This is a genomic window from Marinobacter pelagius (assembly GCF_003315345.1).
Taxonomy (GTDB): Bacteria; Pseudomonadota; Gammaproteobacteria; order Pseudomonadales; family Oleiphilaceae; genus Marinobacter; species Marinobacter pelagius_A.
On the sequence record NZ_QNRO01000003.1, the window covers coordinates 114,078 to 136,497 of the forward strand.

Genomic DNA, 22,420 nt, shown 5'->3' on the forward strand with positions numbered 1-22,420 from the left:
CCTGTGCATTGCATTGCATGACATAACGCAACACTCACGAGAGATAACACCATGAACAACGCAGAACTCAACGCCCTGAAAGAAGAGTACGTCGCGTTCGGCGCGGCGACTCCCACTACTGAATTTGCCGATCGGGCCGAGAATGCCGAACTCTGGGATGCCGACGGCCAACGCTGGATCGACTTCGCCGGCGGCATTGGCGTGCTCAACCTGGGCCACCGGCACCCGAAAATTGTCGCCGCCGTCCGGGCGCAGCTGGACAAGGTCATGCACACCAGTGCTGCGGTTATCTCCTACGCTCCTTACGTCCAGCTCTGCCAGAAGCTTTGCCAGCTGACGCCGGTGCGTGGCCCCAAACGCAAGGCCATGTTGGTCAACACCGGCGCCGAGGCGCTGGAGAACGCCGTCAAGATTGCCCGGGCTGCCACCGGGCGCACTGGCATCGTCACCTTTGATGGCGCCTTCCATGGCCGCACCATGATGACCCTGGCCATGACCGGCAAGGTTCTGCCCTACAAGAACGATTTCGGTCCGATGCCGGGCGATGTGTTCCGGGCACCCTACCCCAACCCGATGCATGGCATAAGCGAAGAGGCATCGCTGAAAGCCCTGCGAACCCTGTTCAAGACCGATATCGCACCCCACCGCACCGCGGCCATCGTGATCGAACCGGTTCAGGGCGAAGGCGGCTTCTACATCGCTTCACCGGCCTATCTGAAGGCTTTGCGAGCACTGTGCGATGAGCACGGCATCCTGCTGATCGTGGATGAAGTACAGTCCGGCTTTGCCCGCACCGGCAAACTCTTCGCCCTGGAACACAGCGGTATCGAGGCAGATCTGCTCACCACCGCCAAGAGCCTGGCCAACGGTATGCCGTTGTCAGCGGTGGTCGGCAACGCCACAGTGATGGACGGCTCCGGCCCCAATTCCCTGGGCGGCACCTACAGCGGTAACCCCCTGTCCTGCGCAGCGGCGCTGGCTGTCATCGAGGTTATTGAGGAGGAAAACATTCTCGAACGCAGTGCCGCACTCGGAGACAAACTGGCAGACCGTTTTGCCGCGTGGGAAAAACGCTTCGACCGGGTGGGCCATGCCCGTAATCTGGGCGCGATGGCCGCCTTCGAATTGCTCGACAGCGATGGCAATCCCGACCCTGCCCTTACCCAGGCAGTCTGTGCCAAAGCCCGTGAGCATGGTCTGATCCTGCTTTCTTGCGGTTTTTACGGCAACACCATTCGTGTCCTGGTGCCGATTACGGTCGAAGAGTCGGTGCTGGAGGAAGGACTGAATGTGATTGAAGGGGCGCTCGAAGCGCTGTGCTGATAAGGTCGGGTCGGGGCATCTTACCCCGACCCAACAACGACTTACTCGGCGATGTTGCGACCGAAGTACTTCTCGCTGATCGCGGCGTACTTGCCATTCGCCTTGATGGCAGCCAGGGCCTTATTGAGGTTCTCAAGCAAAGCCTCGTTACCCTTGTTGACGGCAATTCCGATGTCATCAACGTAGATCGGATCGCCCAGCGGCTTCACCCCGAGGCCGGCGTTCAGGATGGCATTCTCGCCGATCAGCTGATCGGTGATCACCGCATCCACACGACCACCCACGGTGAGATCCCGCAGTGCGGTCACGTCGTCGGTGTAGGTGGTGATGTTGTCACTGTACTCACGCGCCGCCTTCGCGAAGCTGCTGGAGACCAGAACACCGATGGTCTTGCCACGGATGTCCTCAACCTCTTTGATTTCGTCGTTATCGGTGCTGACGAATACCTGCGCCCCGGAGCTGTAGTACGGATCGGTGAAGTTCACCTGCTTCAGACGCTCCTCGGTGATGGCCATACTCCCGATGATGGCATCAAAACGATCGGACTTGAGCGCCGCGATCAGGGTCTGCCAGGGGTTGGCAACCGGGTTGGGCTGCATGCCCATTTCCTCTGCCAGCGCCTGACCGATTTCCATATCAAAGCCGGCGAGATCGCCGCTTTGACGGAAGCTGAACGGTGGGTAGAGGCCGGTCATGGCGTAGGTGAAGACTTCTTTATCGGCGGCCTGCGCGGTGTCCACGTGCGCTACATTGATAGTGGCGGCGATGACCAGAGCACTGGTGGCTCCAATCAGGTTACGGATCAGTTTTTTCATTGTGTTCCCCTCTCTTTGAAGAAGATCCGTGCAATGAGATCTTCATGATTTCCACTGGGTGGTCGTTAAGTTTGTAGTTTTCGACTTTGTTCCAGCCCATCCGGGCGTAATAAGGGCCCTTGTCCTCCGTGATCAGGTAAAGCGCGTCGTGGCCCTGCCGACGCATTTCCGCCTTGGCCCGGTCGATCAGCGCCCTGCCGATCCCCTTGCCTCGGTGTTCCGGTGCCACAAAGATTCGCGATAACCAGGGCGAATACTGCGGCCGATCCGATGTGTCATGCGCCACCAGGCAGATGCTGCCGACCAGTTCGCCGTCCTCAAGGGCAACGAAAGTGGCCGGTAGCGAGCGGGTGTCACAGTGCTCCGCGAGCCGTTTCCGACGGACGGCCTCGGTCACCGTATCGTCGAGGTGGTACCACTCCGCCTGGTGCCAGGTCGCCAGCTGCCCGATAAAACGGGGCTCCAACGCCTGGATCGCAATACTCATGGCTCACAGCACCCGACTGAGAAACTGTTGCGCTTTGGGATGCTGGGGATTACTGAAGAAGGTCTCAGGATCCCCCTGCTCGGCGATCTGCCCGTTATCGAGGAAGACGACGCGGTCGGCGACCTCCCGGGCGAAGCCCATCTCATGGGTCACCACCACCATGGTCATGCCATCGGCGGCCAGGCTCTTCATGACTTCGAGCACTTCGCCGACGAGTTCGGGATCCAGGGCGGATGTCGGCTCATCGAACAGCATCACCGAGGGCTCCATGGCCAGGGCGCGGGCAATGGCCACCCGCTGTTTCTGCCCGCCGGACAACTTCTCCGGGTAGACATCGCCCTTGTCGCCAAGACCAACCTTTTCCAGCAATTCCCGGCCGCGCTCGATGGCCTCGGCCCGGGGGATCTTCTTGACGTGAACCGGCGCTTCGATGACGTTCTCCAGCACGGTCATGTGCGGGAACAGGTTGAAATGCTGGAACACCATACCGACATGCTCACGCACCTTGTTCAGGGGTGTAGTGGCAGGATCTACCTCCTTGCCATCAATCAGGATGCGCCCCTCGTTCTTCATCTCGAGGAAGTTCAGGCAGCGCAGCAGCGTACTCTTGCCCGACCCGCTGGCACCGATCATGACCACCACTTCCTGAGGGGCCACCTCAAGGTCGACACCCTTGAGAACATGGAGGTCACCGAAGTACTTGTGGAGTTGCTCGACTTTGATCATTTGGCTGTATCCATCCGGTTTTCAACGCGGCTCAGAACGAAGGTGACAATCGCGACCATGGCCAGGTAATACAGGCCTGCGATGGTGTAGAACTCGAGCTGCTTGAAGGTCACGGCAGCGTTATCCATGGACAGGCTGAAGATTTCCGTAATACCGATGAAAGCCACCAGCGACGAGTCTTTGAGACCGATGATGAACTGGTTACCCAGCGGTGGAATGGCCCGCTTCAAGGCCTGTGGCAGGATCACCCGACGCATGGCGAGGGCCCGCTTCATCCCCAGGGATTCCGCGGCCTCCATCTGCCCCTTGTCCACCGACTGGATGCAGCCACGGAAAATTTCGGCGATGTAGGCACCGCTGTGGATGGCCAGAGCGATGGTCCCGGCCCAGAAAGCCGAGAGCACGACAATGTGGGTGATGCCGAAGTACAGCCACATGATCTGAACAATCAGGGGTGTACCGCGGATAATGCCCACATAGCCGTTGTAGATCACGCCCAGCCAGCGGACACCGGTGACCTTCATCAGTGCGAAGATCAGCCCGATGACCAGGGCCAGCACCAGTGAAACGCCGGTCAGGCGCAAGGTCATCCAGGCGGCTTCCATAAAAGCCGGAAAGGTAGATAACAGATTTTCAAAAAACGACGTCATTGTTTAATCCTTGTTGGTCGTTGTAGCAGCACAGTCTTCTTGAACCGGTCGGCCCGTTTGGCTGCAAGAGTCAGCAACGCTCGAGAATCACCGCGATCCCCTGGCCGCCACCAATACAGGCCGCTGCACAGCCATAGCGTCCGCCCCGGTGTTGCAAGGTGCGCGCCAGGGTGCCAGCCAGACGAATGCCCGTCGCACCCAATGGGTGCCCCAGCGCCAGGGCGCCGCCAAAGATGTTTACCCGCTCGGAATCGATGTCCAGGGAACGCATGGCGTAGAGCGGCACGGCGCTGAACGCCTCATTTATCTCCCAGGCATCGATGTCGCCGGCACTCATACCGGCCAACTTGAGAGCACGCTCAGCAGCAACAGCGGCTCCGGCCCCCATGCATTCAGGCGTGACGCCGCAGTCGGCAATCGCCACGATTCTGGCAAGCGGAGACAGACCGTGCCGGCTCAGCGACGCCTCGGACATGAGCAGCGCCGCACCGGCACCGGACGTCAGCGGCGAGCTGTTGCCAGCCGTCACCTGGCCATCCTCGGAGAATGCGGGTTTGAGTTCGGCGAGTCGCTCGGCGCTGGTGTCCGGTCGGATGTTGGCGTCCTGGCCGACGAGGGCTCCAGCCGGATTCCTGAGGGTCAGACGTTCGCCGTCAAACCAGCCGTCCTGCTCAGCCCGGGCGGCCCGTTCATGGGACCGGACCGCGAACGCGTCCATCGCTTCCCGGGTCAGCCCGCTCTCCCGCGCCAGGCACTCGGCGGTCAGGCCCATATTCATGGCAACTGTCAGATCGATACCTTCCTGCTGTTGCAGAGGCTCGGGAACAGTCAGTACGCCTTCCTGGAACAGGGTGGGGCCCATCGGGACGCGGGACATATTCTCGTAACCGCCAGCCAGACCGGTTTCGATGGCCCCGGCCTGAATCTCCCGCGCGGTGGAACGCAGTGCCGCCAGACCCGAACCGCACTGTTGGTCAATCTGACGGGAGGGGCACTGGACACCCACTTCTGACAACCACTGAGGATAGCGGCCGCCAAAACTCCACTGATCCTTGACCGGCAGTGCGCAGCCCACGCTCAGATCCTCGATTGCCGTTCCCGGCACCCGGGTACGATCAAGTAGCGCATCAATTACCTGGCCCAGCAGAACATCACCGCGCTGGCCGGACCAGGCGTCGACATCGGGCTTGCGAGGGTGGGCACGGGTGAAGGCCGAGCGGGCGAAGTCGGCGATATACGCGTCGTTCATAGCACACTCCTTGCAGATTCGGTATCGGTGGACCAGCGGCCGAGGAACAGGGCATAGGTGGTCAGCACCTGGCGAATTGACTCGATATCGACACACTCATCCACGCCGTGGATGCGCTGGGCAACGGGGCCATAACAGGTGCCGTTGATGCCACCGGAAACATGAAAGGCCCGCAGGTCGGTGGTACAGGTCGAGAGGTAATGGGCCGGAGGCTCCCCCACGAGATCCTCGTGGCACCGGGACAGCAGCCGGATGCCGGGGGTCTCGAGATCTACCAGATGGCCCTCGGAGCGAAAGCCATGGAACTCCACGCGTGGCTCCGGGGAGCCATCACCCAGGGCCTGGTGGCGGTCCGCGATCACCTGGCGCACCCGGGTCATGATGTCATCGGGCGACATACCCGGCGGGAAGCCAACCCGGCCTTCCAGAATGGCGTGGGCCGGTACGCTGGAGGCCCAGTTGCCACCCTCGATTTTGCCAATGCTCAGGTTGAACGGATGTTCCTTCGCCTCGTAGGGCGCAGGACGCGGCAGGCTGTTGATTTCCTCTTCCAGCGCCTTGAACGCTGGCAGGTAGGTCTGAAGCGTCTCGATGGCATTGCGACCGGCCCGGGTGTCCAGCACGTGAGCCGGCACCCCATCGATACGCATGCGGAACCAGAGCACACCCACCTGCCCGCTGTAGATCTGGGCACCAAAGGGCTCGGGGATCAGCACAAAGTCGCCGGTATAGCCCTGATGAAGGCAGGCCAGTGCACCATTGCCCGTGCATTCTTCCTCGATGACCGTCTGCAACGTCAACGGGAAATCGATCTCCACGCCGGCCCGGCGTACCGCCTCGACCGCCATCACCATGGCGGCAATGCCCGCCTTCATATCACCGGCGCCGCGACCATACAGCCAGCCATCCTTCTGCCATGGCTCCCAGGGAGGCCGGGTCCACATATCGGTCGGCTCGGCCGGCACTACATCCAGGTGGCCATTGAAGATCAGGTGTGGTTTATCGGACGAGGGATTAAGACGGGAAACGACGTTGTAGCGGCCTTCGCTGGACCATTCGGTAGGGGCGCGGTGGGGATTGTCCGAGAAACCGGGCGCATCCAGTGCCACCCGCTCCACCGGCAAGTCCAGGCGCTGGAACCAGCTCTCCATGGTTGCCAGCGCACTGCGCTCCTGGCCGAGAACGCTATACCCCCTCACCAGCTCACGGGTGAGTTCCAGCGTGTCGTCCATGAGTTCATCACAACAATCGAGAATGCGTTGTTCGATGGCGGTCAGCATCAGAACCTCCCGAGCCGGCTTTCATCAATGATCAGCTCGGCCTCCGTGGCAGCACGCAAGCTGTCCACATCCATGCCCTCGGCGATATCAATCACCTCCAGCCCTTTCTCCTTCACCTCCATAACCGCCTTTTCGGTCACGATGAGCGAGACACACCGGGGGGCTGTGAGCGGCAATCGACACTGTTTGAGAATTTTCGGGTTACCGTGCTTGTCGTTGTGCGAACACAGCACGACCAGCTTTTCGACCTTCTGGGCCAGTTCCATCGCCCCGCCGATGCCGGGAGAGAATTTGCCCGGGATCTTCCAGTTGGCGAGGTTGCCCTGCTCATCGACCTCGAACGCGCCCATGAAAGTCACGTCCACGCGGCTGCGCCGGATCATCGCGAAGGACAGCGCGCTGTCGAACACACTGGCCCCCGGACGGGTACCGATGTAGGCGCCGCCGGAGTCGATCAGCTCGTAGTCCGGCGCCGCATCCTGGCCCAGAGGCTGACAGCCGAGCACACCGTTCTCGGAGTGCACCAGCACCTCCAGATCCTCGGGCATGTAATGAAACAGGCGCGTCGGCAGGCCGATACCCAGGTTCACGATCTGCCCGGGCAGGATTTCCCTGGCGGCGCGGGCCAGCATTCTTTCCTGATCAGACGGCATGGGCACGAATCCCCTGTTCAATGGTGGCAGGATCGACCTGGACCACATGATTAACGAAGGCACAAGGCGTATGAATGGCTTCCGGTTTCAGGCCTCCCGGTGTCTCCACCCGGAAGGCCTGGGCAATCACCTTGTCCGCGGCCATGGCCATCAGGGGGTTGAAGTTGATCGCCGTACCCCGGTAGGCAAGATTGCCGTAGGTATCGGCAACATCGGCATGAATCAGGGCAAAGTCCGCAGTGATGGCGGGCTCGATGGCGCACTTGCGGCCATTGAGCTCCAGTTCACGCCGTTGCTGGGCGATCTCTGTCTCAAGGCCGATGTCGGTCAGGAATCCGAGGTGGCCGGCCCCGGCACAACGGATTTTCTCCGCCAGCAGACCCTGGGGATACATCTCCACCGCCAGCCGACCCTGGTTCATCTCTTCAATCGCCACACGATTCAGGCCGATGTGCGAGGTAATCAGGCGGTCCACCCGCCCCGCACGGATCAGCCGGCCGATACCGATTTCGGGTTCGTTGGCGTCGTTCTTGATCAGGGTTAAGCCTTTCTGGCCCTGGGCCAGCAGTTCTTCCAGCAGGGCGAACGGGGTACCCGGTGAGCCGAAGCCGCCGACCATGATGGAAGCACCATCAGGAATCATCGCGATGGCATCTTCGACGGACGTGTATTTCTGGTTCAGCAGTGTCATGCGGGTTCAGCCTATGGTCCTTTGGGCATTGGGTTCGGCGATTGTTGGCGACAGGGGTGCCACGACTTCGCTTTCAAGACGCTGCAGGGCCCGGGTCAGCCGCTCCAGCAAGATCGTGATCTCCTGTTCGGAGATGTTGAGTGGCGGGCTGATCAGGAAGTGGTCACCGGCCAGGCCATCCAGGGTCCGGCGTGGGTAGATCAGCAGCCCCTCTTCCTTGGCCAGGGCGGTGACGCTGGCAAACAGGTTGGCCTCGGCGGGAAACGGGGTCCTGGTGGCCGGGTCCATAACCAGCTCAACGCCCCAGAGCAGTCCGATGCCACGAACATCGCCCACGAAGTCAAAGCGGGCTTTCAGGGCCTCGAGACCCTCACGCACCTGCTGACCCCGGGCGGCAACGTTATCCAGCAGCTTCTCGTTCCGGATCGCTTCGACGGCCGCCAGGCCGGTCGCACAGGCCAGCGGATTGCCGGCGTAGGTATGGCCGTGCTGGAACCCGCCGTTGGCCATGACGGTATCGACGATGTCCTCCCGGCAAAGCAGGGCTCCCACCGGGTAATAGCCGGCTCCAAGGCCTTTGGCAGTGGTGAGCAGATCCGGCGCGACGCCCCACTGCTGGTAGGCGAACCAGGTGCCGGTACGGCCGACGCCAGACAGCACCTCGTCATAAATCAGCAGACACCCAATCTCGTCACACAACGCCCGGATGCCCTCCAGGTAGGCCTGATTGACCATCCGCGCACCGGTGCTGGCACCACCGACCGGCTCCAGAACCACCGCAATGATGTTGTCGCCACCGGCGGCATTGATCCGATCACGGGTTTCCTGCAGCACCTTACGGATATGGGCATCGTCATCCGTCTCGGTGTGGCGATAGAAATCCGGCCCAGGCACCTTGATGGAACCCTGGGTAATATCAGCGAACGGCGCCTCCAGGGGCTGATACCCGGTCACGCCCAATGCACCGAGGGTGCTGCCGTGGTAGGACGGACGCAGAGAGACAAAATGGCGCCGATGGGATTCGCCACGGGCCACAAAATATTGCCGGGCCAGTTTGATCGCGGATTCGACCGACTCCGAACCACTGGACACAAAAAAGACCTTTTCCAGGTCCCGGTTGGTCATGTTGACCAGCTCTTCAGCCAATGCCATGGCCGGCGCATTCTCGAACTGGGTGCGGTAGGTAAAAGCGACCTTATCCAGCTGCGCCAGCATGGCATCACGAATACCGTCATGGTGATGACCCAGGTTGCAGGAAATGGCACCCGAGCAGCCATCAAGATATTCCTTGCCGTCCTTATCCCAGAGATAGACGCCACGTCCGTGGGAGACCTCAGGCATGGCCGGGCCGGCCTGATAGAAAAGAGGAGAAGATGACATGTTGCGATCCGGTATATTTGTACTGTTGTTGATTTGCAGTCTAGAAAGATACGTAAAAGTATTTCAAGATATGATTTTTTTACCGGATTCGATGACTTTTAATCATGGCTGACGTCAACATCCATTCCCTGAAATCGCTGGCAATCTTCAAGACACTGCTGGAAGCCGGCAGTGCCTCTCAGGCCGCACGAACCCTGGGCATCACCCAATCCGGGGTGAGCCGTTCCCTGGCCCAGCTGGAGGACAACCTGGGGATTCAGCTGTTCCTGCGGGAGAAAAACCGGCTGGTTGCGACACCCGAGGCGTATGAGCTTTACGAGGAAATTCTGCGCCTGATGGGAAATATTGAAGAACTGCGTCACAGCATCCTGGCCCTGAAGGAGTTCGGCACCTCTCGCCTGCGCATCGCCGCGATCCCGGGGCTCGCGTTCGGCTTTGTTCCCCGTCTGATTGGTACCCTGCTGGAGGAGAATCGCGGTTTCAGCATCAGTTTCGACATGATGTCCAGCCACGATGTACTCCGGGAGGTGGAATCCGGTCATGCGGACATCGGTTTTGTCACGCTGCCGGTGAGCTCAAGGCTACTCAGGATCGAAGAGTGGCTGACCACCCAGGCCCGCTGCCTCGTTCCCGCCAATCATCCGCTGGCAAGCCGGACAGAGGTCACCGTTGAGGATCTGCAGAACGAATACCTCGTCATCAGCAATCAACCTAATGTCGGTGCGGACCCCCTGCTCCACCTGGCCGCCAGCCACTCGATCTCCATTGCCGGCAAAACCGAGTCGAACATCGGTGCCATTGCAGCCATGGTCGCCAACGGTGTCGGGATCAGCGTGATGAATCCGATCACGGCTACGGATCAGCTGGTAGGCCGCACCGATGTGGTGATGCGGCCTTTCTCACCGAGAATTTCTTTCAGTTTCGGAATGGTCTACCGGGAGGACTGGAAGAACGTACAGGCCCTCGACTCCATTCGCCGGACAGGCAATGAACTTCTGAAAACCTATCCGGACTGAGGGCTGGGGCCGGAACCCGGGCTAGTCGTGATGGCCAATCGGGCCGTCCTTGAACAGGAACTCCCGCAGGTACTTGTCCATGGTGGGATCTTTCCGACGGATCCACTCCAGCACCATGGCCGCGTGCTCCTTCTCTTCGTCGCGGTTATGCTCGAGAATCGCCTTGAGCTCGGAATCCTTGCAGGAGGACGCACGCTGGTTGTACCAGTCGACGGCCTCGAACTCCTCCATTAGCGAGCTGATTGCCCGGTGCATGTCCCTGGTCTCGTCAGACAGCTCTTCGACAGGTTCGTGGTAGCTTTCATTGGCCATGGTGTGATCCTTTTCTAGGCGGAAATGAGTGGTTTCGCTTGGAAAATCCTCTCTGACAATAGTCCAGAATTGGACACGGGAAAAGCTGACGATGGCGGAGGGGCGGCCGATTCAGCAGTTGATCGGCGTACTGAATACTCCAGAGGCTTTCCGGAAGATCAGTTCCGGCAGCCCGGTTGGCTCACCATCCAACAGGACTGCGGGGAGCTGGATCCGGTAGACGTCGAAGCCCGGAGGCAGTGGCGTCTCGATCGTGAAATGCCTTGGCAATACCGAAGTGTCGGACACGATCCAACGGAATTTTTTCGTGCCGCTGCCAACCAGCTCGGGGCCAACGGTCACCATCGCTGCCTGCGCCGGGCTCCAGGTCCTGGCCGGGCCGAGGTCCCGGAATTCACCGTTGATTGACAGTTGATCGGTCAGAAGGGTGACAACATGACCGTCAGGGATGTCGATTCCGATTAACAGCGCGGGCCGGTCTGTCTCGCGCTCAATGGATACCTGCAAGGTGATGTCGCCATACTCAAGCAAAACCCGGTCTTCGGGGCCCGCACTACAGGGGCCTCCTTTGGTCTTGTACCCGGGCGCCACCGGCTCGTAATAGTGCACCGGCGCCATGACACATCCCGCGAGCAAGCCCGCCGCTGCTATTAAAATTACCCGGATCATCATTCCCATCCGTATGCTCCGCCAGTCAGTCACTCTGTGAACTGACTATGGCATCGGTTTTCAGATCCGGATACTTTTTTTGCAGCCGGTAGAGCCGGACGATGGTGATGATGTTGGTCACCAGCACCATGGCTTCGGCGAGTGTGCCGCCCACGGAGCCGATGACGATGTTGTTGAGCATCCAGGCCAGGGCCGCCAGGCCCAGAACAATTCTGAGCGCGATGCCCCGGAGCATGAACATGCCCACGGTGCCGAGCACCGCGGCCGTTAGCGGGAAGACGTCAGTCAAGGATTTCCAGGTCACCCAGGCCACCACCAGATTCACCGCCAGCATCACCGCCATGATCTGCCAGTTGCCCTGATACTTGCGGGCGAGCGTGATGCGGACAATCACCAGTACCGTCAGTGCCGAGGCCGTCCAGCTTTCGAAGAAAGCGAACATCAGGGCAAAGGCGACGTTGGCGGAGACCAGCAACACCATCAACCGGTCGTCGTTCTTGTTGGCGAAGCCGGCAATGCAGAACGCCAGAGCGATCAGACCACAAAGCTGCCCGAGCCCTTCCGCGAGAGACATACCCGCAATCAGGTCAGTCATGTTTCCCCGGTAATGCACAAGGCGTCATAGCGGTATTCCCCTCTCCCCGAAAAGGGCTCCAGCCTGCCACAATTGGTAGCATTGAGCCACGATCCGCCGTGTGCCAAAGTCATCTGATCCGTTCAGCGAGGAATCTCCGCCGCCATGAAAACCGTGTTCTCACCCCTGCACAGCCGACGCCATGTCAAAACCGAACTGGACGGCGGTCTACTGATCGAGCCCCACGAGAAGCCTTCCCGGGCCGAAACCATCCTGGCGCGGGTGAAGGACCAGGCGCTCGGGGAAATCCTGGAGCCGGAAGAATTCGGACTGGAACCCATCAAACGGGTCCATACCGCCGATTATGTGAGCTTCCTGGAAACCTGCTGGGACGAGTGGGTAGCGGCCGGTAAACCCGGCGAGGCCATCCCCACCTTCTGGGTTGGCCGGGGCATGCGGGCCCGGTTGCCGAAAGACATCGACGGCCGCCTCGGCTATTACAGTCTCGGCGCCGATACGTCGATCTCCGATGGCACCTGGGAGGCGGCCCGGGCCTCCGCCAATGTCGCCCTCACCGCCCAGAAACTGGTTGCAGGTGGAGAGCGTGCGGCCTTCGCCCTGTGCCGCCCGCCGGGGCATCATGCCCATGCCGACGTGTTCGGAGGCTACTGTTTCTTCAACAACGCCGCCATTGTCGCCCAGGCCTTCCGGGACCAGGGCTATGGCAGAGTCGCGGTGCTCGACGTGGATTTTCACCACGGTAACGGCACCCAGTCTATTTTCTATGATCGCAACGATGTACTCACCATCAGCCTGCACGGTGATCCGGACCTGGTGTTCCCACACTTTCTGGGATTCGAGGATGAAACCGGAGAGGGCGAAGGCGAAGGCTACAACCTGAACATCGTCTTTCCGCCTGGCACCCCCTACAGCGTCTGGAACCAGGGTCTGGAGAAGGCCTGCGAACGCATCCAGGCGTTCGCACCGGATGCCCTGGTGGTGGCGCTCGGCGTCGATACCTTCGAGGAGGATCCGATTTCCTTCTTCAAGCTGACCTCCGGCGATTACCTCAAACTGGGCAAACGCCTGGAGCAGCTGGGGCTGCCGACGGTATTCACCATGGAGGGCGGTTACGACGTGGACGCCATCGGCGTGAATGCCGTCAATGTCATGCAGGGCTTTGAAGGCAAGGAATGAGCAAAGCGGGCAATGGCTTTGGCGGAAATGGTCATTGCCCGTAGGTTGCTAATCAGGGACGATCGGACTCTGATGCCCGAACCCTGGATGAGTCCCTATGGAACGCTACCTTCAGCCCACCGCCTTCTTCGATTACGAAAAGCCCGAACTCAAGGCCTGGATCGCCCGGCAGCTTGAAGGTGTTTCCGACGACCCGGTGGAGCAGATCACGGTGCTCTACCTCGCGGTCCGGGACAGCATCAACTACAACCCCTATGTGTTCCGCACCGACCCCACCACCCTGTCCGCCAGCTACGCCCTGACCAGCGGCGAGACTTACTGCATTCCCAAGGCCGTCCTCCTCGGCGCCGCCGCCCGGGCCATCGGCATTCCCAGCCGTCTGGGCCTGGCGGATGTGCGCAACCACCTCTCCAGCCCCAAACTGATCGAATGGCTGCGCTCGGACATATTCCGGATGCACGGCTTTATCGAGCTCTATCTGAATGACCAGTGGGTAAAGGCGACCCCGGCGTTCAACAAACAGTTGTGTGAGCTGATGAAGGTGGAGCCGCTGGAGTTTGATGGTGTGAATGACTCGGTGTTCCAGGAATTCACCGAGGATGGCCAGGCGCATATGGAGTACATCAACGACCACGGGGTGTTTGACGATGTGCCGCACCAGTTCATTGTGGATGGGGTGCGGGCGGCGTATGGGCATCTGTTTCCGGAAGATGGGGAGAACCTGGAAGTTGAAGGGAGTCTGGAAAAGGATATTTTCGGGCGGTGAGCCCGTGCGAAGAGTGAAAGAGGGGTCAGATGAACAAGTTCATCAGACCCCGGAGTTTGGGCGCGAGCTTGGGAGTGAAAAAAGGGGTCTGATGAATTTGTTCATCTGACCCCGTGTTCACGCCGATCTCAGTCCTCCACAGAATTCCGGATCAGAAAGTCAAAGGCACTCAGCGCCGCCTTCGATCCTTCACCCATGGAAATCACGATCTGCTTGTACGGCACGGTGGTGGCATCGCCGGCCGCGAAGACACCCGGGATGGAGGTCTCGTTGCGGTCGTTGACGATCACTTCGCCATGCTGGCTCAGTTCGATATCACCCTTGAGCCACTCGGTGTTCGGGACCAGGCCGATCTGGACGAACACACCTTCCAGCGCCACATGGTGGGACTCACCGGTATTACGGTCGGTGTAAGTCAGACCGTTCACTTTGCCGTTTTCACCGGTAATCTCGGTGGTCTGGCCGGAGGTGATAATCTCAACGTTCTTCAGGCTGCGTAGCTTCTTCTGCAGCACCTCGTCGGCACGCATCTCGGCGCCGAACTCGATCAGGGTCACGTGACCCACGATGCCAGCCAGGTCGATGGCCGCTTCCACGCCGGAGTTACCACCGCCGATGACCGCCACGCGCTTGCCCTTGAACAGGGGGCCGTCACAGTGCGGGCAGTAGGCCACGCCCTTGTTGCGATACTCTTCCTCACCCGGTACGCCCAGCTGACGCCAGCGGGCACCGGTGGACAGCACCACGGTACGGGATTTCAGAGTGGCACCATTCGCCAGGCGCACCTCGTGCAGACCCCCGGTCTTGGCGGCCGGGATCAGCTTCTCGGCGCGCTGCATGTTCATGATATCCACGTCGTATTCCTTGACGTGTTGCTCCATGGCAGACACCAGCTTCGGGCCTTCGGTATACGGCACGGAGATCAGGTTTTCGATGCCCATGGTGTCCGCCACCTGACCACCGAAACGCTCCGCCGCGATCGCCGTGGAAATACCCTTACGGGCGGCGTAGATCGCGGCAGCAGAGCCGGCCGGGCCACCACCGATGACCAGCACCTCGAACGGATCTTTCTGGTTGAGCTTCTCTGCTTCCTTCTCGGCGGAACTGGTGTCCAGCCGCGCCACGATCTCTTCCAGGGTCATACGGCCCTGGCCCCAGGACTCGCCGTTCATGAATACGCTGGGCACCGCCATCACTTCACGCTGTTCCACTTCGTCCTGGAACAGGGCACCATCGATGGAGGTGTGCTTGATGTTCGGGTTCAGAACAGCCATCAGGTTCAGGGCCTGAACCACGTCCGGGCAGTTCTGGCAGGACAGGGAGAAGTAGGTTTCGAATTCGAAACTCCCTTCCAGGTCCTTGATCTGCTCGATCAGCTCCTGGGATTCCTTGGACGGATGACCACCCACCTGCAGCAGTGCCAGCACCAGGGAGGTGAACTCATGGCCCATGGGGATGCCGGCAAACCGGACACCAATGTCACTACCCACCCGGTTGATCGCAAAGGACGGGCGCCGCACGTCCGGGTCTTCCTCGGTACGCAGGCTGATCTTGGAAGACATCGGCTCGATATCTTCCAGCAGCTCTTTCAGCTCCTGGGACTTCTTGCTGTCGTCGTAGGCCGCCACCAGCTCGATCGGCTGCTGCAGTTTTTCCATGTAGGCCTGGAGCTGTTGCTTGATATTGGCATCCAACATGTAGGTTTTTCCCCTTGATATGTCGTAAATCTAAGTGTTTGAATTAAAAATGAATCAGTAATTGAAGATGTGGGTAAGATAAGGATTCGAGGCCTAAGCCTCAAATTAATTGCCCCAAACTGATTGATAGGGCAGCCCTATAAAGCGGAATGCAGCAATAGCCTGCCACTCCCTGGCAGACGGTCAGGCATTGATGAAGGAACGGTGAATGTCACGGCCATAACGCCGGATGATGTCCATCTTGGCGGCGTGGAACGCGGCCACGCTCTCCGGCTCCTTCGACCGTGCCAGCTGGTGGCGGGCCAGTTCATCGGAAATCACGTCCATAAACAGCTCCGCCAGCAGCAGACGCGCGGAATCCCGGAAACGCCCGCGACCGTCCACGTACAGCTGCACGGTCGGTGCCTCGGTATTGATCAGGATCTTGCGCTCCTTCGGGCTGTATACCGCTCGCTCCAGCTCGTTGTGCAGGGCGCGGAAGTCATAGCCAATGAACATCGCCTCGCCGTGGTCACGGGATGCGGCCCGGTGATTGTGGCTGGGATGATGCTTGGGCCGATGGTGCCGGTGATGGGCGCCGTGGTCCGCGATCACTACCTCACACCAGGCCCAGTAATGCTGGCTTCGAACGGTAATCTCACCCCGGTCTCCGACGGAATCTCCGGTGATAGTCCATTCAATGCGATTGCGGTCGGTCAACTGGGACACCGGCACCTCCGTCGGTTTGGTATCCAGCTGAACCGAATCCGGGAAGCGGTAGCTGATGTGCAACACATCGTCCGGGGCAAAGCTGGCCGGTTTCACCAGCAAGGAGACATGAAACGGATGCCCCGCCTGCCGGTAATAGAACGGGGTGGTAAAGCGCAGGGCAGGCTCTTCAGGCTCCGGCTCCGATTCCGCCTGAGTATCACCCGCCGGCGGCAAGGAGATGCGCAGATCCTGGATTGCGGCCCGGTTCATCCGCTCCAGCAGATGCTCGATCATGTGGTCGGTCCGACCCGATGCGGTCGCATGCTCCAGGTGGCGCAGTTGCTCCCGCTCTTCCTGTACCGCCGGGCGGAGATACTTGCTGACGGCCCGCCCGAACGCTGCCACAAACGGATCCTTGAGGTTCAGGCCGTCACGCTCGTCACTGATGATAGCCAGGCCCTGCCCCAGCTTTTCAGCCAGGGCAGGACAATTCACCTCGCCGAACAGGTATTCCGTGCCCACCTGGTTCTCGAACTCGAACAACTGGCAATCGAGCACCGCGTTACCGGACAACACCAGCAGCCCGTTGGTGCGCTCGTCACCGTGCAGGGTCAGCTCGGCATTGAGCGCCCGCTTCAGGGTCAAGGTAAACGGGTAGCTCACCTGTTCGTAGACAAAACTGCACGGCTGCTGTGGCCCCAGCAGCACCCTGGATTCCGGTTCCAGGTAGTGGACCGGCCCCATCCGCTCCACTTCCTTACCGGCCTGACGGTGTACCAGCTCCACTCGCCGACGCCCGAGGATTTCCCGCAGGTAGATGTTGTGGGACAGGGAGTGCAAAACCGAACGGTACTGGGAAATGTGGACCAGGGGATTGTCGATCACGATGGCCACCCGGGTACCATTGGCATCGGTGCCGAGGCGCTCGTAGTCGGTATCCTTCGCCTCACGATCGCCTTCACCGTCGTCGTAGAGGTAGCCGCCATCCTCTCCCCGGAACAAATCGACGCGCGTGTAGCGGCCATTATGGAGGGTTTCCAGCCAGCCATAACCGAGGCCATAGATCGCCTGTTTAAGACCACGACCGAAGAAGCCCCGGCCGGTTGCTTCACCATTCGCCAGGGGGCTATGGGCACCGCCATAGGTCAGGCTGGTCAGGGCCTGCTGCCAGGTCATGCCCTCGGCCTGGTCGGCAACTACCAGCATGGCGCCGTTCTGGTGGCGCTCATACTGGATGGTAATGCTGCCGGTCACCGCAACTCCGGCACGCTCGAGTCGGGAGTAACTGTCATCGCTGTTGGTGATCAGCTCCACCAGCGCCTTTTCCACCGACGCGAACCGGCGGGAATCGATATCGATCACCCGTTGATCTACCGGAATTGCGGTAATGCCCATAAGCCATCCCCCGTGAATTTCCAGGCCTCTTTTCCACAGTAGGACAAATAGCGCATTTTGCTATTGATACGGCTCAACTATCATAGGGGGACGAAGAGTTAATCTCCCATTGTCAGCCCCGCGACCCGAAAAGGCGAACCATGTTTCTAGAACGTTTCCACTCCCTCCAGGACGGACGTGTCACCATTTCCGCGCTCCAGGCCAGCAAGTTCGCCAAGGAAGTGGCCGGGGACTTCAACCCGATTCATGATCCCGATGCCCGCCGCTTCTGCGTACCGGGGGATCTACTGTTTGCCGTGGTTGTGTCCCGCTTCGGGCTTTCCCGGAACATGACATTCCGGTTCCGCGCCCTGGTTGGTGATGGCGTTGAGCTCCTGTTCCGGGAGAATGGGGATGAGACCATCGAAGTCTGTGACGACAATGGCAAGGTCTACCTTGAGGTTACCCGCAGCGGCGAGCTTACCCGGGACGAGCAGTTCATCGAGGACTTCACCCGTTGCTACGTGGCCGCATCGGGCAAGAACTTCCCGCACACCCTCAAGCCGCTGATGGAATCGAATGGCGTCATGTTCAATCCGGATCGCCCCATGGTGATGTATGAGAGCATGAGCCTGGCCCTGGACACAGTGGATGCCTCCTCCCCTGAACTGGAGCTGAGCAATGCCGACCTGGAAGCCGCCGGTAAACGGGGCAACGTGACGCTGGAATATCTGTTGAAGGCCGATGGCAAGCCGGTAGGCGATGTGACCAAACGCCTGGTGCTGAGCGGATTACGGCCCTACTGTCCGGAAGCGATGGCGGAAGTGATCGAGGAATTCTACCGGCTCAAGGCCCGCGGCGCCGATTACGGCAGCGAGATCGCCAGCTCCTGATACCGGTCAGACACAAAAAACCCCGGCCGGGCCGGGGTTCCTCGGGAATCCGAGGTCCGCAGAGCAGACCTCGCATCCATTCAGTTTCACCGTTCGGCGAAACTTAGATCTTGCCGACCAGGTCCAGTGACGGAGCCAGGGTCTCTTCGCCTTCTTTCCACTTGGCCGGGCAAACTTCACCCGGGTTCTTGCGAACGTACTGGGCGGCCTTGATCTTGCGCAGCAGGTCGTCGGCGTCACGGCCGATGCCTTCGGCGGTGATCTCAACGGCCTGGATGATGCCGTCCGGATCGATCACGAAAGTGGCACGGTCGGCCAGGCCCTGGCCTTCACGCATAACACCGAAGTTGTTGGTGATGGTGCCGGTCTGGTCGCCAACCATGTAGTACTGGATCTTGCCGATGGTCTCGGAAGTATCGTGCCACGCCTTGTGGGTGAAGTGGGTGTCGGTGGACACGGAGAACACTTCTACGCCCAGCTTCTGCAGCTCTTCGTACTTGTCAGCCACGTCGCCCAGCTCGGTCGGACATACGAAAGTGAAGTCGGCCGGGTAGAAGAAAAAGACAGCCCACTTACCTTTTACGTCCGCTTCGCTGATCTCAACAAACTCACCGTTCTTGAATGCGGTGGCGTTGAACGGCTTGATCTCGCTGTTAATGATGCCCATTTAAGATAACTCCTGTTTGGTGCATTTGAGGGTTGAAGAATTTACGGGACGCAAAGATACGGATTTTTCCGGCTTCGTTTAAATTGATAATTTCCAATCAAGGGATAGGCTCAGTCTATCCAGACGAAGCCCGGACCAACAACCCGCAGTCATTTCCATCCCGGGAAGTAACTGCGGTTGTTGATATGGGGTCTTATCCCGCAAGTTCAATCTTGTGGAAATCCAGAATATTTTCCTTGGGTGACGATTTGATGGCAGCCACCTCGCTCCGCTTCTTCGCCAGGATGTAGGCAAAGCAGGCGAAATACAGGGCGATGACCAGCGCACCAACCCACTGGATACGAAGGAAATCCAGCTGGAACAGCATGGTCAGCCCGACCATGGCCACCAGGTTGAAGATCACGTAGTTCACCCGGCCCAGGCGCTGGGCGGTCAGGTTCAGGTTGTCCGTATACAGGCGGATCAGCGAATCCAGGGAATTCACCACCATCAGCACACCCACGGAAATCATGGCAATGTTGGTGAAGGCAGCAATCTGCAGGCCTTCGGCGTGATAGTAATACAGCACGCTGAACCACACCCCGATGGCGATGGACGGTACCACCAGCATGGCAATCAGCAGCTGCCAGGTCCGGATACCACTGACGAAACGGGCAGTGAACTGGCCGATCATGATGCTCCATGCAAACCACCAGAACAGGTAGAAGGCGTGGTAGTCGTTAATCGGCAACACAAACTGGTGAATGTTGCCGAAATACTCGCCCAGCATGCTGGCAGTGCCGAAGAAATCCGCCGGCGAGCCCTTGCCCAGCACGAATGCCCGGAACCACATGCCGACAATCAGGGCAATGAACAGCACACTGGAGCCGATGCTGAGAATGCGGATGTACTTCACCTTGGAACTGGAATACACCGCCAGCGCGATGGCCAGGAACACGATCACGTAGAACGCGGGCACCACGGATTCACCGTCGCCCAGTTGTGGCAGATACCAGGGGAGGTTCACCAGCAGCAGGTAGGCGGTGAACGCACAGGTGCCGATGATCACCACGTTGTTAACCAGCTTCACCAGCGGGATCTCGAAGAACTTCACCCGCGGCTCAATGATGGCGAAGTAGAAACAGGTCAGGAAATAGAAGCCCCAGATCAGGAACGCCCAGAAGCCGAACTCGATGGCCAGCGGATTGGCAAAGCCGTACTCCGGGTTTTCGCCAACGTTGCCATAGCCGCCGAACTCGGTCAGCGGGAACATGATCAGCCCCACGTCCAGGCCGGAGGTGAACAGGATGGCAATGAAGGTCAGGGTGCGGACCGGCGTTACGCCGATGCACTGCATATCCCACCATTTGTACAGAATCAGGACAATGGCGGCGAAGGTGAAAATGAGGCCTGTGGATAACCAGAGTGTCATGCGCTGCACCTCCGGTTGTTTGTCATCATTATAGTGAACAGCATGGGTGTTCCTCCTCTACTTTGTAAGCGCTGCTTCTTTCGAATCGGACACAAACCCAGGACTTGCCTATCCGGCGCCCGGAAACGGCGGGATGCCGTCGCGCTGATAGGGAAATCCTGAGGGCTTGCAAAACCCCGGGCGCGTTGCACGCCCGGGCGGGATGACGACGCGCTATGCCAGCGCGCGCTTTGCCTGTCCCGGTCTCTGCCGTGCCTGCCACTGGTCGTCCATTACCACAGGCACTTCAGAAGATTGCAGGGGCTCCTTGCCCCGGATCAGGTCGGCTGCCCGCTCGGCCACCATGATGGTGGGCGCGTTCAGGTTGCCGTTGGGTATGGTCGGGAAGATGGACGAGTCCACCACCCGCAGGTTCTTGATGCCGCGTACCCGGGTCTCCGGATCCACGACTGCCAGTTCATCGGTGCCCATCTTGCAGGAGCAGGACGGGTGATAGGCGCTTTCCACCGCCTGGCGCACGAAGGCGTCGATTTCCTCGTCGCTCTGGACCTCGGCACCGGGCTGGATTTCCGCGCCCCGGTATTCGTCCATGGCCGGCTGGTTGATGATTTCCCGGGTCAGACGGACACAATCCCGGAAGCCTTCCAGGTCGGCTTCGTGCTCCAGGTAATTGAAGCGAATGCGAGGCGCCTGCTTCGGATCGGCGGACTGCACGTGCACAAACCCGCGGCTCTTCGGTTTGTTGTGACCGATGTGCAGCTGGAAGCCGTCGCCATCGAAGGCCTCTTTGCCGTCATAGCGCATGGCCGCCGGCAGGAAGTGGTATTGCAGGTCCGGCCACTCCACACCCGCTTTGGAACGGATGAAGCCGCAGGACTCGAAGTGGTTGGTGGCTCCCAGGCCGTCCTTGCGAAGGATCCAGCGCACCCCGATCTTGAGCTTGTTCCACCAGTCCAGTTTGCGGTTCAGGGACACCGGCTGGTTGCAGCGGAACTGGAAGTAGAATTCCAGATGGTCCTGCAGATTCTCACCCACGCCGGGCAGCTCGTGCTGCACCTCGATACCGGCCTGCTCCAGCACCTCGCGCTTGCCGATACCGGACAGTTGCAACAGGTGCGGAGAACCGATGGAACCGGCGGAGAGAATCACTTCGCGGCTGGCCTGTACCTCGTGGACCTTGCCACCTTGCTCGTAACGCACGCCGGTGGCAGTCTTGCCTTCCAGCAATACCTTGTGAACCAGGGCGTGGGTGACCACGGTCAGGTTATCCCGCCCCATGGCCGGGCGCAGATAGGCGTTGGCGGTGGACCAGCGACGGCCGTTCTTGACCGTCATGTGCATGGCACCGAAGCCCTCCTGCTGGGCGCCGTTGTAGTCGGCGGTTTCGAAATAACCGGCATCGGAACCCGCCTTGATAAAGGCCCTGTACAGCGGGTTCTGCATGTTGTTGCCGTTATTCACGCCCAGCGGTCCGGAATCGCCCCGGTAGTCATTGCCGTCAAAGGCCCAGGACTCCGCCTTTTTGAAATAAGGCAGGACGTTCTGGTAATTCCAGCCGTTGGCACCTTCGGACTGCCATTCGTCAAAATCCCGGGCATGACCGCGGACATAAACCATGCCATTGATGGACGACGAGCCGCCGAGCACCTTGCCCCGGGGACAATGCATGCGGCGGTTGTCCAGGTAGGGCTCCGGTTCGGTCTCGAACTGCCAGGCATACTTTTTGGTGTTCATGGGAATGGACAGGGCCGTGGGCATCTGGATAAAGATGCTCTTGTCGCTGCCGCCGGTCTCCAGCAGCAGCACCTTGTTCTGGCCATCCTCGGTGAGACGGTTGGCCAGCACACAACCGGCCGAGCCCGCGCCCACGATGATGTAGTCGTATTGATTTTCTTTCATA

22 protein-coding genes are annotated in these 22,420 nt (G+C 59.9%); 5 read left to right on the forward strand and 17 right to left on the reverse strand.

The window, feature by feature from the left end; genetic code table 11:
• Window positions 1-51 precede the first annotated feature (51 nt).
• Window positions 52-1,323: a 4-aminobutyrate--2-oxoglutarate transaminase gene (gene gabT, locus DET50_RS04480; RefSeq protein WP_113861677.1), complete on the forward strand. Its 1,272-nt coding sequence runs from the start codon at window positions 52-54 to the stop codon at window positions 1,321-1,323.
• A gap of 41 nt (window positions 1,324-1,364) precedes the next feature.
• On the opposite strand, the gene DET50_RS04485 is transcribed toward gabT, so the two are convergent.
• The 9 genes from DET50_RS04485 to DET50_RS04525 all read right to left on the reverse strand — a co-directional run bounded on the left by DET50_RS04485 (window position 1,365) and on the right by DET50_RS04525 (window position 9,254).
• The gene (locus DET50_RS04485) at window positions 1,365-2,138 is read right to left on the reverse strand and encodes a transporter substrate-binding domain-containing protein (protein ID WP_113861678.1); all 774 of its coding nucleotides are present in this window, start codon (window positions 2,136-2,138) and stop codon (window positions 1,365-1,367) included.
• Window positions 2,119-2,625 carry a GNAT family N-acetyltransferase gene (locus tag DET50_RS04490; protein ID WP_113861679.1) on the reverse strand — a complete coding sequence of 169 codons (507 nt, stop codon included), beginning with the start codon at window positions 2,623-2,625 and terminating at the stop codon, window positions 2,119-2,121. Before DET50_RS04490 ends, DET50_RS04485 begins: the two co-directional genes overlap by 20 nt.
• A 3-nt stretch (window positions 2,626-2,628) precedes the next feature.
• Window positions 2,629-3,351 (reverse strand): amino acid ABC transporter ATP-binding protein, encoded by a 723-nt coding sequence (locus DET50_RS04495; RefSeq protein WP_113861680.1) that lies wholly within the window; start codon window positions 3,349-3,351, stop codon window positions 2,629-2,631.
• A complete protein-coding gene (locus DET50_RS04500) occupies window positions 3,348-4,001 on the reverse strand; it encodes an amino acid ABC transporter permease (protein ID WP_113861681.1) in 654 nt (217 codons plus the stop codon). The genes DET50_RS04495 and DET50_RS04500 overlap by 4 nt, the downstream gene beginning before the upstream one ends.
• Before the next feature lie 70 nt (window positions 4,002-4,071).
• Window positions 4,072-5,250 (reverse strand): acetyl-CoA C-acyltransferase, encoded by a 1,179-nt coding sequence (locus DET50_RS04505; RefSeq protein ID WP_113861682.1) that lies wholly within the window; start codon window positions 5,248-5,250, stop codon window positions 4,072-4,074.
• On the reverse strand, window positions 5,247-6,530 hold the full coding sequence (locus tag DET50_RS04510) for an ArgE/DapE family deacylase (protein WP_113861683.1): 1,284 nt from the start codon (window positions 6,528-6,530) through the stop codon (window positions 5,247-5,249). The genes DET50_RS04505 and DET50_RS04510 overlap by 4 nt, the downstream gene beginning before the upstream one ends.
• On the reverse strand, window positions 6,530-7,183 hold the full coding sequence (locus tag DET50_RS04515) for a 3-oxoacid CoA-transferase subunit B (RefSeq protein ID WP_113861684.1): 654 nt from the start codon (window positions 7,181-7,183) through the stop codon (window positions 6,530-6,532). Before DET50_RS04515 ends, DET50_RS04510 begins: the two co-directional genes overlap by 1 nt.
• A complete protein-coding gene (locus tag DET50_RS04520; RefSeq protein WP_113861685.1) occupies window positions 7,173-7,874 on the reverse strand; it encodes a CoA transferase subunit A in 702 nt (233 codons plus the stop codon). Before DET50_RS04520 ends, DET50_RS04515 begins: the two co-directional genes overlap by 11 nt.
• 6 nt (window positions 7,875-7,880) lie before the next feature.
• Window positions 7,881-9,254 carry an aminotransferase family protein gene (locus DET50_RS04525; RefSeq protein WP_113861686.1) on the reverse strand — a complete coding sequence of 458 codons (1,374 nt, stop codon included), beginning with the start codon at window positions 9,252-9,254 and terminating at the stop codon, window positions 7,881-7,883.
• Between the two features lie 104 nt (window positions 9,255-9,358).
• On the opposite strand from DET50_RS04525, the gene DET50_RS04530 reads away from it, so the two are divergent.
• Window positions 9,359-10,270, forward strand: coding sequence for a LysR family transcriptional regulator (locus DET50_RS04530; protein ID WP_113861687.1), 912 nt, complete (start codon window positions 9,359-9,361; stop codon window positions 10,268-10,270).
• A 21-nt stretch (window positions 10,271-10,291) separates the two neighbouring features.
• Here DET50_RS04530 and DET50_RS04535 read toward each other — a convergent pair whose 3' ends face one another.
• From DET50_RS04535 to DET50_RS04545, 3 genes are all read right to left on the reverse strand, one after another.
• Window positions 10,292-10,582: an encapsulin-associated ferritin-like protein gene (locus tag DET50_RS04535; protein WP_113861688.1), complete on the reverse strand. Its 291-nt coding sequence runs from the start codon at window positions 10,580-10,582 to the stop codon at window positions 10,292-10,294.
• Window positions 10,583-10,693: 111 nt separating this feature from the next.
• Window positions 10,694-11,260 (reverse strand): hypothetical protein, encoded by a 567-nt coding sequence (locus tag DET50_RS04540; protein WP_113861689.1) that lies wholly within the window; start codon window positions 11,258-11,260, stop codon window positions 10,694-10,696.
• 16 nt (window positions 11,261-11,276) lie between these two features.
• Window positions 11,277-11,846, reverse strand: coding sequence for a YgjV family protein (locus tag DET50_RS04545; RefSeq protein WP_113861690.1), 570 nt, complete (start codon window positions 11,844-11,846; stop codon window positions 11,277-11,279).
• A gap of 144 nt (window positions 11,847-11,990) precedes the next feature.
• Between DET50_RS04545 and DET50_RS04550 the strand changes: the two genes are divergently transcribed.
• Window positions 11,991-13,022 (forward strand): histone deacetylase family protein, encoded by a 1,032-nt coding sequence (locus DET50_RS04550; protein WP_113861691.1) that lies wholly within the window; start codon window positions 11,991-11,993, stop codon window positions 13,020-13,022.
• Between the two features lie 97 nt (window positions 13,023-13,119).
• Complete coding sequence (locus DET50_RS04555; protein ID WP_113861692.1) at window positions 13,120-13,788, forward strand: transglutaminase-like domain-containing protein; 669 nt, start codon at window positions 13,120-13,122, stop codon at window positions 13,786-13,788.
• A gap of 128 nt (window positions 13,789-13,916) precedes the next feature.
• Here the strand turns inward: DET50_RS04555 and ahpF are convergent, their stop codons facing one another.
• Entirely contained in the window at window positions 13,917-15,485 is a 1,569-nt protein-coding gene (gene ahpF, locus DET50_RS04560; protein ID WP_113861693.1) for an alkyl hydroperoxide reductase subunit F, read from the reverse strand.
• A 183-nt stretch (window positions 15,486-15,668) separates the two neighbouring features.
• The gene (locus tag DET50_RS04565) at window positions 15,669-17,570 is read right to left on the reverse strand and encodes an ATP-binding protein (protein ID WP_113861694.1); all 1,902 of its coding nucleotides are present in this window, start codon (window positions 17,568-17,570) and stop codon (window positions 15,669-15,671) included.
• A 140-nt stretch (window positions 17,571-17,710) separates the two neighbouring features.
• Here DET50_RS04565 and DET50_RS04570 point away from each other — a divergent pair, with 140 nt between their 5' ends.
• A complete protein-coding gene (locus tag DET50_RS04570; RefSeq protein WP_113861695.1) occupies window positions 17,711-18,442 on the forward strand; it encodes a DUF3581 domain-containing protein in 732 nt (243 codons plus the stop codon).
• A 103-nt stretch (window positions 18,443-18,545) separates the two neighbouring features.
• On the opposite strand, the gene ahpC is transcribed toward DET50_RS04570, so the two are convergent.
• From ahpC to betA, 3 genes are all read right to left on the reverse strand, one after another.
• On the reverse strand, window positions 18,546-19,109 hold the full coding sequence (ahpC, locus tag DET50_RS04575) for an alkyl hydroperoxide reductase subunit C (protein WP_217647726.1): 564 nt from the start codon (window positions 19,107-19,109) through the stop codon (window positions 18,546-18,548).
• A gap of 193 nt (window positions 19,110-19,302) precedes the next feature.
• Window positions 19,303-20,520 carry a BCCT family transporter gene (locus DET50_RS04580; RefSeq protein ID WP_113861696.1) on the reverse strand — a complete coding sequence of 406 codons (1,218 nt, stop codon included), beginning with the start codon at window positions 20,518-20,520 and terminating at the stop codon, window positions 19,303-19,305.
• Window positions 20,521-20,733: 213 nt separating this feature from the next.
• Window positions 20,734-22,419: a choline dehydrogenase gene (betA, locus tag DET50_RS04585; RefSeq protein WP_113861697.1), complete on the reverse strand. Its 1,686-nt coding sequence runs from the start codon at window positions 22,417-22,419 to the stop codon at window positions 20,734-20,736.
• Between the last annotated feature and the right edge of the window lies 1 nt (window position 22,420).

Bases quoted from the DNA above. Each gene is read 5' to 3' on its own strand.
- gabT (WP_113861677.1), top strand. From the start codon at position 52: ATGAACAACGCAGAACTCAACGCCCTGAAAGAAGAGTACGTCGCGTTC.
- DET50_RS04485 (WP_113861678.1), bottom strand. From the start codon at position 2,138: ATGAAAAAACTGATCCGTAACCTGATTGGAGCCACCAGTGCTCTGGTC.
- DET50_RS04490 (WP_113861679.1), bottom strand. From the start codon at position 2,625: ATGAGTATTGCGATCCAGGCGTTGGAGCCCCGTTTTATCGGGCAGCTG.
- DET50_RS04495 (WP_113861680.1), bottom strand. From the start codon at position 3,351: ATGATCAAAGTCGAGCAACTCCACAAGTACTTCGGTGACCTCCATGTT.
- DET50_RS04500 (WP_113861681.1), bottom strand. From the start codon at position 4,001: ATGACGTCGTTTTTTGAAAATCTGTTATCTACCTTTCCGGCTTTTATG.
- DET50_RS04505 (WP_113861682.1), bottom strand. From the start codon at position 5,250: ATGAACGACGCGTATATCGCCGACTTCGCCCGCTCGGCCTTCACCCGT.
- DET50_RS04510 (WP_113861683.1), bottom strand. From the start codon at position 6,530: ATGCTGACCGCCATCGAACAACGCATTCTCGATTGTTGTGATGAACTC.
- DET50_RS04515 (WP_113861684.1), bottom strand. From the start codon at position 7,183: ATGCCGTCTGATCAGGAAAGAATGCTGGCCCGCGCCGCCAGGGAAATC.
- DET50_RS04520 (WP_113861685.1), bottom strand. From the start codon at position 7,874: ATGACACTGCTGAACCAGAAATACACGTCCGTCGAAGATGCCATCGCG.
- DET50_RS04525 (WP_113861686.1), bottom strand. From the start codon at position 9,254: ATGTCATCTTCTCCTCTTTTCTATCAGGCCGGCCCGGCCATGCCTGAG.
- DET50_RS04530 (WP_113861687.1), top strand. From the start codon at position 9,359: ATGGCTGACGTCAACATCCATTCCCTGAAATCGCTGGCAATCTTCAAG.
- DET50_RS04535 (WP_113861688.1), bottom strand. From the start codon at position 10,582: ATGGCCAATGAAAGCTACCACGAACCTGTCGAAGAGCTGTCTGACGAG.
- DET50_RS04540 (WP_113861689.1), bottom strand. From the start codon at position 11,260: ATGGGAATGATGATCCGGGTAATTTTAATAGCAGCGGCGGGCTTGCTC.
- DET50_RS04545 (WP_113861690.1), bottom strand. From the start codon at position 11,846: ATGACTGACCTGATTGCGGGTATGTCTCTCGCGGAAGGGCTCGGGCAG.
- DET50_RS04550 (WP_113861691.1), top strand. From the start codon at position 11,991: ATGAAAACCGTGTTCTCACCCCTGCACAGCCGACGCCATGTCAAAACC.
- DET50_RS04555 (WP_113861692.1), top strand. From the start codon at position 13,120: ATGGAACGCTACCTTCAGCCCACCGCCTTCTTCGATTACGAAAAGCCC.
- ahpF (WP_113861693.1), bottom strand. From the start codon at position 15,485: ATGTTGGATGCCAATATCAAGCAACAGCTCCAGGCCTACATGGAAAAA.
- DET50_RS04565 (WP_113861694.1), bottom strand. From the start codon at position 17,570: ATGGGCATTACCGCAATTCCGGTAGATCAACGGGTGATCGATATCGAT.
- DET50_RS04570 (WP_113861695.1), top strand. From the start codon at position 17,711: ATGTTTCTAGAACGTTTCCACTCCCTCCAGGACGGACGTGTCACCATT.
- ahpC (WP_217647726.1), bottom strand. From the start codon at position 19,109: ATGGGCATCATTAACAGCGAGATCAAGCCGTTCAACGCCACCGCATTC.
- DET50_RS04580 (WP_113861696.1), bottom strand. From the start codon at position 20,520: ATGACACTCTGGTTATCCACAGGCCTCATTTTCACCTTCGCCGCCATT.
- betA (WP_113861697.1), bottom strand. From the start codon at position 22,419: ATGAAAGAAAATCAATACGACTACATCATCGTGGGCGCGGGCTCGGCC.